Below are 14,720 nucleotides of genomic sequence, written 5' to 3'. Positions count from 1 at the left end.
TCTGAAAGGGACTATAGCCAGAGGGGGGTAGTGCTTGATCCCTCTAAAGTGTGATTTGCATCACCAACCTGTCTGCCACAACCCTTTCGCCACGCCGACGAAGGTCGACGCGGGAAGGATGGCTGAAATTCGGCAAATCACAAGTAGAGGCTTGAGATAGAGCAGCGCCGCGCCCGAAAGGGCGCGGCGAGGGGTGTCAAAGCGTAGACAGGAAGGTGCTGTTGTTGGCCTGCCATTCGATGATGTCGATACGGATACGTTTTTTGTCGAGCTTACCTACGCTGGTCTTGGGAATTTCAGTAACAACGGCGATCTGGCTCGGAATCGCCCACTTACTCAAATGCCCCAGTTCAACGTAAGGCTTGAGGTGCTCCTTGAGCTCCCGCGCCCCAATCACTTGGCCCTCATGCACCACCAGCAAGGCAAAGGGGCGCTCGCCCCATTGCGGATCGGCGATGCCCACCACCGCTACCTCGCGTACCGCCGGGTGGCGGCTGACCAGGTCTTCGAGGGCCAGGGACGAGATCCATTCCCCACCGGTCTTGATCACATCCTTGATACGATCACGGATATCGATCACACCAAACGCGTCCAGTGTGGCAACGTCGCCGGTGTGCATCCAGCCGCCGGCCCACAGCTCGGCGCCCTTTTGCGGTTCGTTGTAATAACCCTCGGTCAGCCAGGGCGCGCGCAGCACCAGTTCGCCCTGGGTTTCGCCGTCGGCGGGAAGAAAGTTGCCGTCGGTGTCCATGATTGCCGCCTCCACCAACGGCCCAGGCACACCGGCCTTGATGCGATAGGTGGTGCGTTCGTCTTCGCTGCCGGCCATCAGCTCTTCATTGAGGTGTGCGCACGACACCAGCGGCCCGGTCTCGGACATGCCATACGCGGCGGTCAATTGAATGCCGCGGGCCTTGGCGGCTTCGTACAGCGAGCGGTTGAGCGCGCTGCCACCAATGACGATTTTCCACCCACCAAAATCCACGCCCTGGGCAGCCTTGGCGTTGAGCACCATTTGCAGGATGGTCGGCACGCAATGGGAGAACGTGACCTTCTCCTTGCGCCACAGCTGCACCAGGTATTCGGGGTCGTAGCGCCCGGGGTAGACCTGCTTCAAGCCGAGCATGGTCGCCACATAGGGCAGGCCCCAGGCGTGTACGTGGAACATCGGTGTAATCGGCATGTACACATCGTTGGTGCCCAACAGACGCACGCTGTCGACGCTGCCCATGATGGTCGCCACGCCAATGGTGTGCAGCACCAATTGGCGATGGGTGAAATACACCCCTTTGGGGTTACCGGTGGTGCCGGTGGTGTAGAAGGTGGTGGCGACGGAGTTTTCGTCGAAGTCCTGGAAGTCGTACTGGGGGCTGGCGGCGGCCAGCAGGGTTTCGTACTCACCGACCAGGTTGGGTAGTTCGGCGGTGTGGGTGTCACCATCGGTAATCAACAGGGTCTTGTCGACGGTGGTGAGCTGCCCGGCAATCGCCTGATAGAGCCCCACGAACTCACTGTTGACCAGCACGAAGCGGTCTTCAGCGTGGTTCATGGTGTAGAGAATCTGTTCCGGTGACAGGCGCACGTTGATGGTGTGGATCACCGCGCCGATCATCGGAATGGCGAACATGCATTCCAGGTAACGGTGGCTGTCCCAATCCATCACCGCCACGGTATCACCAGCCTTGACCCCGGCTTCGGTCAGCACATTGGCCAGGCGCGCAACGCGCTCGATCAGCGTCGGGTAGGTGTAGCGCAGCTTGTCGCGGTAGATGATTTCCCGGGTCTTCTCGTAGCGAGTCCCGGACATCAACAGGCGCTTGATCAGCAGCGGGTATTGGTACGCACCTTCGGCGGGCGGGATAACACGGGTCTGCAACATACGAATCCCTTTAATGACTGCACGGTCTTGACTTGAAGACCTGCACTGTAGAGGGCTTATGTTTCAACCAAATCAGCCAAAGGAATGATTTGCGGAACTCAGTAAATGCTAGCTTTGCGCCAGTATCTGCAGCTTATGGAAGCCCCCTCCCACATTTGAGCTGTGTACCCTTGAGAAAATTGATTACTTCATGCTGGTAAACGCCAACTTAACCCCAATGGCGATCAACACCGCGCCCATGGTCCGATCAAACCAATGCCCCATGCGCGCAAAGCCGGCGCGTACACGCTGCTGGCTGAACAACATGGCCACCAGGCAGAACCACACCGCCGTCGCCACCGCCAGGTACACGCCATAACCCGCTTGTACCGCAAGTGGCGTATGCGGGTTGATCACCACGGTGAACAGCGAGAGGAAGAACAGCGTCGCCTTGGGGTTCAGGCCATTGGTCACAAAGCCTGCGGTAAACGCACCGCGTGGAGTGCGCTCGCCCGCTTCGCGGTGCAACTCGCCCTCGGCGGCGGGCTTGGCCGGCTGCGCACGCAAGGCCTTGAAACCGATATACAACAGGTAGGCCGCTGCGGCCCATTTGAGCGCATTGAACAACACGATGGACTGGGACACGATCAAACCGATCCCCAGCAACGAGTAACCCACATGCACGAAAATCGCCGTGCCGACGCCCAGGGCCGTCCAGGTGCCGGCGCGGCGTCCGTGGGTCACGCTCTCACGGACCACCACGGCGAAATCCGGGCCGGGGCTGGCCACCGCCAACAAGTGAATCAAGGCTACGGTCAAAAACTCGGCGACGTACATGCTCACTCCATTAAGTAACTGATTATTTCATCTGATAGGCTCGGAAGATTACGCCTTCGAACCTCGTCGCAAAAGGTACAGTTGATCATGAACAATCGCCGCGCCGTCTTCCTCGACCACCCTTCGCTGGACTTGGGCGACCTCGACCTCAGCGGTTTGCGCGACTGCTTCAGCCAGTTGCAGCTGTTTGAGCAGACTACGCCACAGAATGTGCTGGAACGCTTGCAGGGCGCTCAAGTCGCGATCAGCAACAAAATACCGCTCACCGCGCAAACCCTGGCGGCGTGCCCCGAGCTCAAGCTGATCCTGGTTTCAGCCACCGGCACCAACAATATCGACCTTGAAGCCGCCCGCGCCCACGGCATCACCGTGAGCAACTGCCAGGGTTACGGCACGCCGTCGGTGGCCCAGCACACGATCATGCTGCTGCTCAACCTCGCCACGCGCTTGAAGGACTACCAACAGGATGTGGCCGCCGGCAAATGGCAGCAGGCCAGGCAGTTCTGTCTGCTGGACCATCCAATTGTCGAACTGGAAGGCAAAACCCTCGGCCTGCTTGGCCATGGCGAACTGGGCAGCGCGGTGGCGCGCCTGGCCGAAGCCTTCGGCATGCGCGTGGTACTCGGCGCGATTCCCGGGCGCCCTGCCCGCGCCGACCGCATGCCACTGGATCAACTGCTGGCCCAGGTCGATGCGCTGACCTTGCATTGCCCGCTCAATGAACACACCCGCGACTTTATCGGCGCCCGTGAACTGGCGCTGCTCAAGCCCGGCGCGTTTATCGTCAACACCGCGCGTGGTGGCTTGATCAACGAACGGGCCTTGGCGGACGCGTTGCGCAGTGGTCATCTCGGCGGCGCGGCGACCGACGTGTTGAGTGTGGAGCCGCCGATCAATGGCAACCCGCTGCTGGCCGGCGATATTCCTCGGTTGATTGTCACGCCCCACAATGCCTGGGGCAGTCGCGAAGCGCGGCAACGCATCGTCGGCCAATTGACGGAAAACGCCCGAGGCTTTTTCAGCGGTGCCCCGCTGCGCGTCGTCAGTTGATAAACTGCGCCCCTTTTCAAGGAGCAGACCATGGATCCGCGCAGTGAAGTACTGCTTCGTCAGGCCGAACTTTTTCAAGGCAACCTGCTGCTGGCAGGTTTGCCTGCCGACGATTTGCTCGGGCGCTTGCCAAACGCCCATGGCTGGTGCTGGCACGCCGGCGACCAGGCCGCGCTTGATGCACGGTTTCCCGAGCGCAGCCAGTTCGGGGTGAATGTGCCCGAGCGTGCCTTCGATGCCGCGGTGATCTTCCTGCCCAAGTCCAAGGACCTCACCGACTACCTGCTCAACGCCGTGGCCGCTCGCCTGCCTGGCGCCGAGCTGTTTCTGGTGGGTGAGAAAAAAGGCGGTATCGAAAGCGCTGCCAAGCAGATGACCCCCTTCGGCAAGCCGCGCAAGCTGGATAACGCGCGGCATTGCCAGCTATGGCAAGTCACCGTCGCCAACGCCCCGCAAGCGGTCGAACTGGAGAGCCTGGCACAGGTCTTCGATGTACTACTGGCCGAAGGCCCGCTGAAGGTGGTGAGCTTGCCGGGAGTGTTCAGCCATGGCCGCCTGGACCGCGGCACCGAGTTGCTGCTGGAGCACCTGGACAAGCTGCCCAGCGGGCATCTGCTCGATTTCGGTTGCGGCGCCGGGGTACTGGGGGCTGCGGTCAAGCGTCGCTACCCGCATAACACCGTGACAATGCTGGATGTGGATGCCTTCGCAGCTGCCAGCAGTCGGCTGACGTTGGCGGCGAACGGCCTGGAAGCCGAGGTACTGACCGGGGATGGAATCGATGCCGCGCCAATGGGGCTAAACGCGATTTTGAGCAACCCGCCGTTCCATGTCGGGGTGCATACCGATTACTTCGCCACGGAAAATCTGCTGCGAAAAGCAGCCAAACATCTGGCAAAAGGTGGCGAACTGCGCTTGGTTGCCAACAGCTTCCTGAAGTATCAGCCGCTGATCGAAGAGCATCTGGGTATCTGCGCAATCAAGGCCGAAGGCAATGGTTTTCGCATCTACCGCGCCAAGCGCCCCTGACGGCCGTTTGAAAAAGAACGCTTGCCGAATGGATTTTGCCTAGGCAGAATCCGCAGCGTCCTAGGGGAGTAGTCTCCCACGAGCCCATGCTCGTCCGGCATACGTCAACATACTTGGTCAGCAGACCATGGCGTATGCGACCCAGGAGCCCGCACAGACGGACCGGGGTTTGACAAGACCTATGACACGCACACCTTACCCGGGGCGGGAAGGCTGTACGTGTCATAGCCGTGTCGACCCGCCCCTGGAAACTACCTGATGCTGGATTCACTACTCGTTCCTACCGCAATCGTTGCCTTGGCCGAAATCGGCGACAAGACGCAGCTGCTCGCGCTCATTCTTGCTGCCCGCTTTCGCAAACCCTGGCCGATCATTGCCGGCATTGTCGCCGCAACCCTGGCCAACCATGCGGCCGCCGGTGCCGTGGGCGCCTGGTTCGGGAGTTTCTTCTCGGATGCGGTGCTGCACTGGATCCTCGCGGCGAGCTTCTGTGCCACGGCACTCTGGACCCTGGTGCCAGACAAACTCGATGATGACGAAGCCAGTACCACCCGCAAGTTCGGGCCATTTCTGACCACGCTGATTGCGTTCTTCCTTGCGGAAATCGGTGACAAGACCCAGATCGCCACGGTGATGCTGGCAGCGCAGTATCCGGAGTTGTGGCTGGTGATTATCGGCACCACGCTGGGCATGTTGATTGCCAACGTACCGGTGGTTCTGGCGGGGAATTTCGCGGCGGAGAAACTGCCGCTGACCTTGATTCGTCGATTGGCGGCCACAGCGTTCTTTGTACTGGCGATTGTGGCGGTCTACAAAGCCATGCAAAGCAGCGGCTGGATCTAAGACTGCAACCCGATCTATTGTGGGAGGGGCGGTGCGCCCCTCCCACATTTGGATCGTCATCAAGCCTCAGGATTTCTTGGCCTGCTGGTACAGCGGCATTACCTTCGGAATCGCTGCCTGCAACGAAGCAATCCGGCTGTCGGAAGCCGGGTGAGTACTCATGAATTCCGGCGGCGCGCCTTCGGAAGCCTTGGCCATTTTGTTCCACAAGGTGATCGCGGCGTTCGGGTTGTAGCCGGCACGCGCCGAAAGCTCCAGGCCGATCAGGTCGGCTTCGTTTTCGTTGCTGCGGCTGTTGGGCAAGGTCATGCCATAGTTGGCCACGGTATCGGCCAGTGCCAGGCTGTCCTGGCCGAGACCGAATATTGCACCAGCGCCCTGCTTGGCCATTTCAATACCGTACGCCTTGGACATCGCTTCACGACCGTGCTCACGCAGGGCGTGGGCGATTTCATGGCCCATCACCGCAGCCAACTCGTCATCGGTGAGCTTGAGGTTGTCGATCAGCGCGCTGTACACCAGGATCTTGCCGCCAGGCCCGCAGTTGGCGTTCATCTCGTCGCTTTTGATCAGGTTCACTTCCCAGTTCCACTGGGCGGCATCTGCGCGAAAGGTCGGCGCCTGGGCGATCAGGCGCTTGGCGATGGCCTGCACACGCTTGGCGTTGGCGCTGGTCTTGTCCAGAACGCCTTTGCCACTGGCTTCACCCAGGGTCTGCTGGTAAGACTGGGCGTACATCTGGTCGACTTCCTGGCTCGACAACATGCTGAACATGTATTGCTTGCGCTCAACCCCAACAGCACCGCCGCTGGTCGTGTTGACCGACTGGCAACCCGCCAGCAACATCGCTGCAACCAAACCGCTTACCGCCAATGACTTCTTCATGAACACGCTCCCTGAAAACATGGCGCGTATCGTAGGCGGTCGTTTGTATTGGCGCCAGATACATCAGACATTTAACCGCTGAATTTCGGACACATCCCACAGTGCAGGCTCAAGCCGGGGTCAGGCACTCCGGCCCATTGAGCTTGGGATCATTGACCATATTGGCCAGCACGCGCTCACGTAAAGCGCTGGGCTCACCGGCCAGCAACCCCTGCAACACGTGCAGCGGCGTCTCGGGGTCGAGCCAGGCGGCTTGCCCCGCCGCATCAAGAATCAACGGCCGACGTTGGCTTTGCGCTGCCTGGGTGACCACGGCGGTGCTCAGCCACACCTGCTCCTGCACGGGATACGCTTCCCAGATCGCAGCAAAAAACAGGGTGGAGCCCTCCCCCGGCGTCAACCAATACGGGCGCTTGCGCTGGGTACCGCGCCATTCGTAGAAACCGTTGGCTGGCAACAGGCAGCGGCGCTGGCGGAATGCCTCGCGGAACATCGGTTGCTCGGCGAGCGTTTCGGCGCGGGCATGGGCCGGAGTACGGGAAAGATCCGTCAACCAAGGCGGCGTCAGCCCCCAACGGGCACGCGCCAGGGTGAGCTGGCCTTCGCTCAGGCGCTGGATCAGCACCGAATCATTGGGGGAAATGTTCCACTGGGCCTGCTGGTCGGCGGGGAAGCCGGGCAAGGCAGCAAAGGCAGGGTTCCAGCGAAACAGGGCATAACGTCCACACATGGGGCAACACGACTCTTGGGGTAAACCGACCGACAGCCTAACAGACCAATACGTCGGGGAAGCTGTCGGGTTCGTCGCCGGGCAAGGGTTGCGCGCCGATATAGGCCGTGATCAGCTCGCGGGCGTACGCCGCCTGATCATTATCGACCTCCAGCCCCAGCAAACCGAAGATCGGCAACTCGCCGGTACCACCGAGCAAGTGGCGGCCCATCAAGTGCGCTTCGATGCCCTCACTGGCCAGCATCTGTTGCAACAGCTCGCCTTCCATCAGGTTTTCCGGCTCGTAGATTCGCTGCATGGGCGTACCTGTTATTCGTTTTCGCTACGCATCATTCATTTTCGCTGCGGGTTTCGAGCATCCACTCGTCACCATGCACTTGCAGGTTGAACGTGATCGGCCGGCAACACACCTGGCAGTCTTCTATATAGGTCTGGTCCCCGCCAGACAAATCCACTGTTGTCTCGACCACTTCGCCACAATAAGGACAATCGTACATCGCAGTTTCCAGCATCGCAGTCTCCAAGGTGACTTGTGCGTATAATCGCCGGTCTATTTACAGGGCTATTTCCGGCAGAGCCAGTTTACTCACGCCGCCCCTGCTATTTCCTTTACTTACCCTAGCCGTTTCTAACAAGAGAGCATGATGGGCGAATTCGATACCATCCGACCTTACAACGACAGCGAAGTCCCGGCAGTGCTGGCGCGTCTGTTCAGTGACAAGGCCTTTCTGGACATCCTGACCCACTTTCGCTTCCCGCGCTTTGCCGGCGCCCTGGGCTGGTTGCTCAAGCCGATGATCGCGCGCAAATTGCGCCGTGAGTTTGCCGGCGTCACCACCGTGGCGACGCTGCAAGACAAAGTCGAATACTACGTTGACCACACGATTGACCGGGCGACCGACGGCGTAACCTACACCGGCGTCGAGCAGCTCAAATCCGGCACCGCCTACCTGTTTCTGGCCAACCACCGCGACATCGTGATGGACCCGGCCTTCGTCAACTATGCCGTGTATCACGCCGGCCTGCCGACGCCACGCATCGCCATTGGTGACAACCTGCTGCAAAAGCCGTTTGTCAGCGACCTGATGCGCCTGAACAAGAGCTTCATCGTGCACCGTTCGATCACCGGGCGAAAGGAGAAGATGGCGGCCTACAACCTGCTGTCGGCCTATATCAACCATTCGATCCGCAACGACTGCCAGTCGATCTGGATCGCCCAGGCTGAAGGCCGGGCCAAGGATGGCGATGACCGTACCGAATCGGCGATTCTCAAGATGTTCCACGTCAGCCGCAAGGACGAGCCGTTTGCCGAGGTCATCCAGTCGTTGAACCTGACGCCGGTATCCATCAGCTACGAGTACGACCCTTGCGATGCCGCCAAGGCCCGCGAGTTGTATATCCGCGCCACCACCGGCACCTACACCAAGGCACCGGGCGAGGACGACGTGAGCATCGCCCTGGGTATCACCGGCTACAAGGGCCGCGTACATGTGAACTTTGCGCCGCCGATTACCGAGCGTTTCGAAGATACCAAGCTGCTGGCAGTGGAAATGGACCGGCAGATCCTCGGTGGCTACCGCTTGTTTCCGGTGCATTACCTGGCGTACGCACAGTGGGATGATGCCGATCCGCAGTTGCAGGTTCCTAAAGCGGCGGATGTATTCCCCGCCGATGAGCTGGCCAAGGCCAAGGCAGAATGGGAGCGACGCTTGAACGAATGCCCGGCCGAACACCGGCCTTATCTGGTGGTGCAGTATGCGACGCCGGTACGCAATCAATACCGAGTCAAGGCCGGGATCCCCCTGTAATATGTGACCCTACAGGGGATATGTGGCAGGCGCTGATTCTACGGGCAGTACATGGCCAGTGTGGGAGCTGGCTCGCCTGCGATAGCGGTGGTTCAGTTAAAGATTCAGTGGCTGATACACCGCCTTCGCGGGCAAGCCCGCTCCCACATTTGGTTTTGCAGTGGAATTAGAAATGGGTGCTGAGCCAGGAGGCGGCCAGGGCCAAGCCAAGGCAGCCGAACCCCACACGGTAAGCCTGACGATGCGCCCGTTCGGTGTGCGTATCCAGAAAAAGCATCGGCTGGTCGATAGCACGCTCTTCACTACGCATAGCGAGTTCAGCCATCGCACGTTGCGCATGCAGGCGGGTGATAAACAGCACCAAGGCGCCCGAGCAGGCAACCAACAGGGCAACAGCATTGATGAGCAGCGCCATCGCAAACCTCGGCGAATCAGTATTCGGATATCAGTCCAGATACCAACCTGAACGATAGTCGCTCCTGCGCCTTTAATGCTCCTTCTCCGTTGACGGCTAATGTATCCAGTAATTTACAGCGTCACCTGAACGTCACCTTAACAAGCCACTCTGTTGCCCTTCGACGCTTGAGGAGCTAGTCATGTTGCACGCGCAAAACCAGGATCGGCTGTATCTGATCGCCCCAAACGATGAGCAAGAGGCGCTGGTCGGCAGCCTTGCGTTCAACGTCCAGGATCGCCACTGGCTGGTGTATTGCGCCCTCGGCGGCCACCAACATGCGGACTTGCCGGAACTGGATTTGCTCACCGGCGTGAGTGTGCTGGACTTCTATGTCGATACGGCGGCATGACCAAACCACGGGCATAAAAAAACCGGGCTCATCACTGAGCCCGGTTTTTTGTGCACGGTTTATTGCGAACTGAGCAACTGGCTGATGCTTGGGTCCTTGAACAGGCGGGTCAGTGCATCGCTGAGCACATCGCTGACCAGCTTGGTGTTGGTTTCCTGGTTGGGCGACATGCCGAAGCGCTGATTCAGCGATGCGGCGTAGCGGCCACTGTAGCGACGGGTACCGGCGCTGACGTCAGACTTGAAGGTCGCACCGATGGAGGCTTCGGTCACATACAGCCCCTCTTTGGGCGACTGGTACTTCAGCTCGGCCAGGGTCACGGTCAGTTGCGGCACACCTGGCGAGTTGGTCGGTGTAAAGCCCAGCAAGCGCACAGCGGCTTCAGCCTGGGCCTGCAGCTTGGGCAGCACATCCTGGCCGGTCACCGAAATCAGCGCAGTCTCCGGATACAGGCCGCCACGCGAGCCCAGGGTTGGCGACGGACGACCGTCGACCACACGTACCGACACCGGCTGGCCATGACCTACCGCAGCCAACGGCGCGGTGACTTTAGGTTGCGGGCTGAGTTGTTGCGGGCTGTTGGCGCAGCCAACCAGGGTCAAACTGGTCACAGTGATCAAACCGAACAACAGGCGTTGCAACATACTCATTTCTCCAGGACTAGGTGCAGACAGGTCGCCAGTATAACGGTGCACGCACGCCACTCACCAGCAATCCTGAACGGTGGCTGAAGCCATGGGCAAATTACAAATTCGCATAAATTGGTCACCGCAGTGTCATGCCACACTGGCAATCTTCAAGCATGTAACACACCAGGTACACAGCCATGCGCCTTCTCAAGACACTGTTCATGTCACACGCCCGTCACCGCCACTTCGCCCTGCTCGACGCCCAGGGCCATTGCCAGGCATTCAAGCAATGCAGCCTGCCGCCCGTCGGTGAAGGTTGGGTAGAAGTGACCGAGACTCATCTGGGCTGGATGCACCGCCCTCTGCCGGCCAGCGCCAGGGTCAAGCCGCAGGTTTTTCGCGCACAACACCGGCAAGCGTTGGCCTCCTGACCGGGACCCGAATAAAAGTCATAAAACACGCCCATTTCCCTGGCGTTCTTCGCTACAATCTCCCCCCGATTATAAGGACGTCTCCTGATCGGGCCCCGCAGCATCGTTAATGCCCAGGCATTAACCCCAAAATCGCCCACAGAGAGCCGCCCACACAGATCAAGTGAAGCTGGCGTGCTTGCTGTTTCCTTTGCAAACCACCCCGCCTTTATCGGATCTGCCAGAGCTGCCATTGCGCTCGGCCACTTGTGTTGTTTGCCCGTTTTGCCGCATGTCGGCAGAGGTTTACGGGCCAGGTGCCAGGCTGGGGCAGCCCTTTTTTGAGGTTCACGTCTTCAAAAGAGCGTGAAAAAACGGGTTTTCACAACTTCACAAGAGTGTGGCGAGCAAATGAATAGTTTGGCGTTTGTACAAGCACCATCAGCGTCTGGGGCAGCCCAATTACACAGGATCGAGCCTTCCTCAAAAACCGGAGCTTGAGCCTGTCCGCTACGGATTGGTTGCACGAATCGCACGCTTTGACCATAAGTCGAATTGCCACAGGCGCCTATGAATGCGTTCATAGGCAGATTAGCCCGGCAGGAAGCGTGTGCTGAAGTTGCAAAGAATTGCGAAACGGACATGGCGATCCTGGCCATGGGTAACCTGGGGCAACACGTGAACCGCCCCGTCACTCCTGGCAGCCATGCCGTCAATTTGGTGCTGCAGATTTTGGAGACGCGTTAAATGGCGCATAACGAAGCAGTCGACGTAGTTCTGGTAGGGGCCGGCATCATGAGTGCCACCCTGGCCGTACTGCTCAAGGAGCTCGACCCCGGCCTCAAGCTGGAAGTCGTTGAGCTGATGGATTCGGGTGCCGCGGAGAGTTCCAACCCGTGGAACAACGCCGGTACCGGCCACGCCGGGCTGTGTGAGCTGAACTACACGCCACAGGCCGCCGATGGCTCCATCGACATCAAGAAAGCCGTGCACATCAACACCCAGTTCGAGGTGTCGAAACAGTTCTGGGCGTACCTGACCAAGAAGGGCACCTTCGGCTCGTCCAAGTCGTTCATCAGCCCGGTCCCGCACCTGAGCTTCGTGCAGGGCGACAAAGGCGTGTCCTTCCTCAAGAAGCGTTTTGAGACCCTCAGCCAGCATCACGCGTTTTCGGACATGCACTACACCGAAGACCGCAGCGAAATGGCCGAGTGGATGCCGCTGATGATGCCGGGCCGCCCGCTTGACGAAAAAATCGCCGCGACCCGCGTGATGAACGGCACCGACGTCAACTTCGGCGCCCTGACCAATCAGTTGCTCAGCCACCTGACCAGTTCGCCGGATGCCCAGGTCAAATACTGCAAGCGCGTCACCGGCCTCAAGCGTAACGGCGCCGGCTGGACCGTGAGCATCAAGGACGTCAACAGCGGCAACAGCCGCGAAGTGGACGCCAAGTTCGTGTTCCTCGGCGCCGGTGGTGCGGCCCTGCCGCTGCTGCAAGCCTCGGGCATCGAAGAAAGCAAAGGCTTCGGCGGTTTCCCGGTCAGTGGCCAGTGGCTGCGTTGCGACAACCCGGAAGTGGTCAAACAGCACCAGGCCAAGGTCTACAGCCAGGCTGCCGTGGGTTCGCCGCCCATGTCCGTGCCGCACCTGGACACCCGCGTGGTGGATGGCAAGAAGTCGCTGCTGTTCGGGCCATACGCAGGCTTTACCACCAAGTTCCTCAAGCACGGCTCGTTCCTTGACCTGCCGATGTCGATTCGCGCTGGCAATATTGGCCCGATGCTGGCCGTGGCCCGCGACAACATGGATCTGACCAAGTACCTGGTCAGCGAAGTGCGCCAATCCATGGAGCAGCGCCTGGAATCCCTGCGTCGCTTCTACCCCGAGGCAAAAGCCGAAGACTGGCGCCTGGAAGTGGCCGGCCAGCGGGTGCAGATCATCAAGAAAGACCCGAAGAAAGGCGGCGTGCTGCAATTTGGCACCGAGCTGGTGGCAGCCAAGGACGGTTCGCTCGCGGCGCTGCTGGGCGCGTCTCCGGGTGCCTCGGTGACCGTATCGATCATGCTGGAGCTGATTGAACGCTGCTTCCCGCAGAAGGCTGCCGGTGAATGGGCGAGCAAGCTGCACGAGATCTTCCCGGCGCGGGAAAAGGTCCTGGAGACGGATGCCGAGCTGTATCGCAAGATCAACACGCAGAACAACATCAGCCTTGAGCTGGTGGAGCAAAGCAACGAAGCCCAAAGCTACGCTTAAGGTTTGAATGCAAAAAAAACGCCCCTCGGGGCGTTTTTTTGTGGCTCGGATAATCAGCCGCGTGCTTTGTCGATCAGCTCGATGTATTCAGCGGCGTTGCGCTGGTCCTTGATCAGGTCAACGAAGGTCTGGCCATGCTCGTCCTGGCCATCCAGGTCCAGGCCTGCTTCTTGGAAAAAGCCCAGGAAACGCTCGAAGTCGTCGATACGCAGGCCGCGATAGGCCTTGATCAGTTTGTGCAGGGACGGCGAAGTCGCATCAACCGGCTCGAAGTCCAGGAACAACTTGATTTGGTCGTCACCGATCTCGTCGCCAATCACCTGTTTCTTATCTTTACGCATTACCGACTCCAGCCTGCAGACATTTACACGGGGTTTGAAGTCTACCTGCGCGACGCAGGATGTGGGAGGGGCTCAATCGAACTGGGCAAGCATCCAGCGTTGGTAGTCAGCCACACCGGCATCACCTTCTCGCGGCGCCCAATCAGCCAGCTCCCCCTCACCCACCGGTCGATAAGGCCCGGCCTTGCATTCGAACATCACAGTGTCAGGCTCCAGCACCACCAGGCCATGGAATACGCCCGGCGGCAAGTCGACACCGGCGCACTTACCACCCGCCTGCATCACGCGCTTGGCAATCACTTCACCCGTTTCGGTGAATATCAGTAGACCCAGGGCCCCCTGAAGCACCAGCAAGGTCTCCGCCTTGTCGGCACTCAGGTGACGATGGGGCGGTACATATGTGCTCGGTTGCAGGGCCACAGCCAAGCGATGGCAAGGTTCTTCCATCTGATGGAAATTATGGTGATACCGGCCACGAGGGCTGGCGGCCGCTTTCTCGGCCAATTCGGCAAACAGGGTCTGATCAAGAAAGCGGGCCATCGATTACATTCCTTTAACGGCAAAGATGCCATTGGCGTTACGCCAGTAGCCTTTGTAGTCCATGCCATACCCGAAGATATAGCGGTCGACGCAAGGCAGCCCAACAAAATCGGCTTTCAATTCAGGGCGGGCCTTGCGGTCGTGGTCTTTATCGATCAACACAGCGGTATGCACTTTGCGCGCGCCGGCATGTTTGCAGAAATCGATGATCGCGCCCAGGGTATGACCTTCATCGAGGATGTCATCGATGATCAGCACATCGCGGTCAATGAACGAAACTTCCGGCTTGGCCTTCCAGAACAGATCGCCGCCGCTGGTTTCGTTGCGATAACGGGTGGCGTGCAGGTAAGAGGCTTCCAGTGGGAATTGCAGGTGGGTGAGCAATTTACCGGCGAAGATCAGGCCACCGTTCATCACACAAAAGACCACCGGGTTGGTGTCGGCCATTTCGCGGGTGATGTGCTCGCCGACCTTGGCGATTGCTGCTTCGACCTGCGCTTCGGTGTACAGGCAGTCAGCCTCGTGCATGATTTGACGGATATGCTCGAGATCAGCAGACATGGCGCTCTCCAAGGGGGTGCTGTGGCAAGAAAAGCGGGCGAAGGTACGCTTCTCGTGCGCTCCAATCAAGCCTTTATGGACTAACGTACTTGATGTCTATAGGACAACACTCTCGGATAGATTAATCTAGGCCGGTT

Annotated in this window: 18 protein-coding genes and 1 riboswitch; of the genes, 7 read left to right on the top strand and 11 right to left on the bottom strand. The window is 59.5% G+C overall.

The genetic code is table 11. The features are described 5' to 3' along the window. Positions 1 to 196: 196 nt before the first annotated feature. Complete coding sequence (locus tag LJX92_RS04545) at positions 197 to 1,879, bottom strand: fatty acid--CoA ligase (RefSeq protein ID WP_005784903.1); 1,683 nt, start codon at positions 1,877 to 1,879, stop codon at positions 197 to 199. Positions 1,880 to 2,062: 183 nt separating this feature from the next. Continuing rightward, positions 2,063 to 2,695 carry a LysE family translocator gene (locus LJX92_RS04540; protein ID WP_078820303.1) on the bottom strand — a complete coding sequence of 211 codons (633 nt, stop codon included), beginning with the start codon at positions 2,693 to 2,695 and terminating at the stop codon, positions 2,063 to 2,065. An 87-nt stretch (positions 2,696 to 2,782) separates the two neighbouring features. Between LJX92_RS04540 and LJX92_RS04535 the strand changes: the two genes are divergently transcribed. From LJX92_RS04535 to LJX92_RS04525, 3 genes are all read left to right on the top strand, one after another. Beyond that, entirely contained in the window at positions 2,783 to 3,745 is a 963-nt protein-coding gene (locus LJX92_RS04535) for a 2-hydroxyacid dehydrogenase (protein ID WP_416309132.1), read from the top strand. 30 nt (positions 3,746 to 3,775) lie between these two features. Beyond that, positions 3,776 to 4,774, top strand: a complete 999-nt coding sequence (locus LJX92_RS04530; RefSeq protein WP_228309350.1) for a class I SAM-dependent methyltransferase — start codon at positions 3,776 to 3,778, stop codon at positions 4,772 to 4,774. Positions 4,775 to 4,825: 51 nt separating this feature from the next. Further along, positions 4,826 to 4,944, top strand: a riboswitch (yybP-ykoY riboswitch). An 88-nt stretch (positions 4,945 to 5,032) separates the two neighbouring features. Further along, a complete protein-coding gene (locus LJX92_RS04525) occupies positions 5,033 to 5,617 on the top strand; it encodes a TMEM165/GDT1 family protein (protein WP_005784895.1) in 585 nt (194 codons plus the stop codon). A 66-nt stretch (positions 5,618 to 5,683) separates the two neighbouring features. Here the strand turns inward: LJX92_RS04525 and LJX92_RS04520 are convergent, their stop codons facing one another. From LJX92_RS04520 to LJX92_RS04505, 4 genes are all read right to left on the bottom strand, one after another. Further along, the gene (locus tag LJX92_RS04520) at positions 5,684 to 6,502 is read right to left on the bottom strand and encodes a M48 family metallopeptidase (RefSeq protein WP_005784894.1); all 819 of its coding nucleotides are present in this window, start codon (positions 6,500 to 6,502) and stop codon (positions 5,684 to 5,686) included. Between the two features lie 109 nt (positions 6,503 to 6,611). Beyond that, on the bottom strand, positions 6,612 to 7,232 hold the full coding sequence (locus LJX92_RS04515; protein WP_005784892.1) for an SOS response-associated peptidase: 621 nt from the start codon (positions 7,230 to 7,232) through the stop codon (positions 6,612 to 6,614). Positions 7,233 to 7,269: 37 nt separating this feature from the next. Further along, the gene (locus tag LJX92_RS04510; RefSeq protein WP_032877751.1) at positions 7,270 to 7,530 is read right to left on the bottom strand and encodes a putative signal transducing protein; all 261 of its coding nucleotides are present in this window, start codon (positions 7,528 to 7,530) and stop codon (positions 7,270 to 7,272) included. Between the two features lie 31 nt (positions 7,531 to 7,561). Next, on the bottom strand, positions 7,562 to 7,744 hold the full coding sequence (locus LJX92_RS04505) for a CPXCG motif-containing cysteine-rich protein (RefSeq protein ID WP_032877753.1): 183 nt from the start codon (positions 7,742 to 7,744) through the stop codon (positions 7,562 to 7,564). Positions 7,745 to 7,876: 132 nt separating this feature from the next. Here LJX92_RS04505 and LJX92_RS04500 point away from each other — a divergent pair, with 132 nt between their 5' ends. Beyond that, positions 7,877 to 9,040 (top strand): 1-acyl-sn-glycerol-3-phosphate acyltransferase, encoded by a 1,164-nt coding sequence (locus LJX92_RS04500; RefSeq protein WP_177464492.1) that lies wholly within the window; start codon positions 7,877 to 7,879, stop codon positions 9,038 to 9,040. Positions 9,041 to 9,206: 166 nt separating this feature from the next. Here LJX92_RS04500 and LJX92_RS04495 read toward each other — a convergent pair whose 3' ends face one another. Then, complete coding sequence (locus LJX92_RS04495) at positions 9,207 to 9,455, bottom strand: hypothetical protein (protein WP_032877757.1); 249 nt, start codon at positions 9,453 to 9,455, stop codon at positions 9,207 to 9,209. A gap of 181 nt (positions 9,456 to 9,636) precedes the next feature. On the opposite strand from LJX92_RS04495, the gene LJX92_RS04490 reads away from it, so the two are divergent. Continuing rightward, positions 9,637 to 9,846 carry a hypothetical protein gene (locus LJX92_RS04490; protein ID WP_005784881.1) on the top strand — a complete coding sequence of 70 codons (210 nt, stop codon included), beginning with the start codon at positions 9,637 to 9,639 and terminating at the stop codon, positions 9,844 to 9,846. 59 nt (positions 9,847 to 9,905) lie between these two features. Here LJX92_RS04490 and LJX92_RS04485 read toward each other — a convergent pair whose 3' ends face one another. Next, positions 9,906 to 10,490 (bottom strand): YajG family lipoprotein, encoded by a 585-nt coding sequence (locus LJX92_RS04485; RefSeq protein WP_032877759.1) that lies wholly within the window; start codon positions 10,488 to 10,490, stop codon positions 9,906 to 9,908. A 182-nt stretch (positions 10,491 to 10,672) separates the two neighbouring features. On the opposite strand from LJX92_RS04485, the gene LJX92_RS04480 reads away from it, so the two are divergent. Next, positions 10,673 to 10,906, top strand: coding sequence for a hypothetical protein (locus LJX92_RS04480; protein WP_032877761.1), 234 nt, complete (start codon positions 10,673 to 10,675; stop codon positions 10,904 to 10,906). A 726-nt stretch (positions 10,907 to 11,632) separates the two neighbouring features. After that, entirely contained in the window at positions 11,633 to 13,141 is a 1,509-nt protein-coding gene (gene mqo / locus LJX92_RS04475) for a malate dehydrogenase (quinone) (protein ID WP_005784875.1), read from the top strand. 53 nt (positions 13,142 to 13,194) lie between these two features. Here the strand turns inward: mqo and LJX92_RS04470 are convergent, their stop codons facing one another. The 3 genes from LJX92_RS04470 to LJX92_RS04460 form a co-directional block, all read right to left on the bottom strand. Then, positions 13,195 to 13,482 (bottom strand): PA4642 family protein, encoded by a 288-nt coding sequence (locus LJX92_RS04470; RefSeq protein WP_005784873.1) that lies wholly within the window; start codon positions 13,480 to 13,482, stop codon positions 13,195 to 13,197. Positions 13,483 to 13,554: 72 nt separating this feature from the next. After that, positions 13,555 to 14,022 carry a WbuC family cupin fold metalloprotein gene (locus LJX92_RS04465; RefSeq protein ID WP_032877765.1) on the bottom strand — a complete coding sequence of 156 codons (468 nt, stop codon included), beginning with the start codon at positions 14,020 to 14,022 and terminating at the stop codon, positions 13,555 to 13,557. Between the two features lie 3 nt (positions 14,023 to 14,025). Continuing rightward, the gene (locus tag LJX92_RS04460; RefSeq protein ID WP_005784869.1) at positions 14,026 to 14,583 is read right to left on the bottom strand and encodes a hypoxanthine-guanine phosphoribosyltransferase; all 558 of its coding nucleotides are present in this window, start codon (positions 14,581 to 14,583) and stop codon (positions 14,026 to 14,028) included. Positions 14,584 to 14,720 lie beyond the last annotated feature (137 nt).

The sequence above is a fragment of the Pseudomonas sp. HN8-3 genome, assembly GCF_020790195.1.
Classification (GTDB): Bacteria; Pseudomonadota; Gammaproteobacteria; order Pseudomonadales; family Pseudomonadaceae; genus Aquipseudomonas; species Aquipseudomonas synxantha_A.
Note: the sequence above shows the minus strand (reverse complement) of the source record. Positions and strands in the feature narration are given on the sequence as shown.

Excerpts from the sequence above, each read along its gene's own strand:
- LJX92_RS04545 (WP_005784903.1), bottom strand. The coding sequence starts at position 1,879 with ATGTTGCAGACCCGTGTTATCCCGCCCGCCGAAGGTGCGTACCAATAC.
- LJX92_RS04540 (WP_078820303.1), bottom strand. The coding sequence starts at position 2,695 with ATGTACGTCGCCGAGTTTTTGACCGTAGCCTTGATTCACTTGTTGGCG.
- LJX92_RS04535 (WP_416309132.1), top strand. The coding sequence starts at position 2,783 with ATGAACAATCGCCGCGCCGTCTTCCTCGACCACCCTTCGCTGGACTTG.
- LJX92_RS04530 (WP_228309350.1), top strand. The coding sequence starts at position 3,776 with ATGGATCCGCGCAGTGAAGTACTGCTTCGTCAGGCCGAACTTTTTCAA.
- LJX92_RS04525 (WP_005784895.1), top strand. The coding sequence starts at position 5,033 with ATGCTGGATTCACTACTCGTTCCTACCGCAATCGTTGCCTTGGCCGAA.
- LJX92_RS04520 (WP_005784894.1), bottom strand. The coding sequence starts at position 6,502 with ATGAAGAAGTCATTGGCGGTAAGCGGTTTGGTTGCAGCGATGTTGCTG.
- LJX92_RS04515 (WP_005784892.1), bottom strand. The coding sequence starts at position 7,232 with ATGTGTGGACGTTATGCCCTGTTTCGCTGGAACCCTGCCTTTGCTGCC.
- LJX92_RS04510 (WP_032877751.1), bottom strand. The coding sequence starts at position 7,530 with ATGCAGCGAATCTACGAGCCGGAAAACCTGATGGAAGGCGAGCTGTTG.
- LJX92_RS04505 (WP_032877753.1), bottom strand. The coding sequence starts at position 7,744 with ATGCTGGAAACTGCGATGTACGATTGTCCTTATTGTGGCGAAGTGGTC.
- LJX92_RS04500 (WP_177464492.1), top strand. The coding sequence starts at position 7,877 with ATGGGCGAATTCGATACCATCCGACCTTACAACGACAGCGAAGTCCCG.
- LJX92_RS04495 (WP_032877757.1), bottom strand. The coding sequence starts at position 9,455 with ATGGCGCTGCTCATCAATGCTGTTGCCCTGTTGGTTGCCTGCTCGGGC.
- LJX92_RS04490 (WP_005784881.1), top strand. The coding sequence starts at position 9,637 with ATGTTGCACGCGCAAAACCAGGATCGGCTGTATCTGATCGCCCCAAAC.
- LJX92_RS04485 (WP_032877759.1), bottom strand. The coding sequence starts at position 10,490 with ATGTTGCAACGCCTGTTGTTCGGTTTGATCACTGTGACCAGTTTGACC.
- LJX92_RS04480 (WP_032877761.1), top strand. The coding sequence starts at position 10,673 with ATGCGCCTTCTCAAGACACTGTTCATGTCACACGCCCGTCACCGCCAC.
- mqo (WP_005784875.1), top strand. The coding sequence starts at position 11,633 with ATGGCGCATAACGAAGCAGTCGACGTAGTTCTGGTAGGGGCCGGCATC.
- LJX92_RS04470 (WP_005784873.1), bottom strand. The coding sequence starts at position 13,482 with ATGCGTAAAGATAAGAAACAGGTGATTGGCGACGAGATCGGTGACGAC.
- LJX92_RS04465 (WP_032877765.1), bottom strand. The coding sequence starts at position 14,022 with ATGGCCCGCTTTCTTGATCAGACCCTGTTTGCCGAATTGGCCGAGAAA.
- LJX92_RS04460 (WP_005784869.1), bottom strand. The coding sequence starts at position 14,583 with ATGTCTGCTGATCTCGAGCATATCCGTCAAATCATGCACGAGGCTGAC.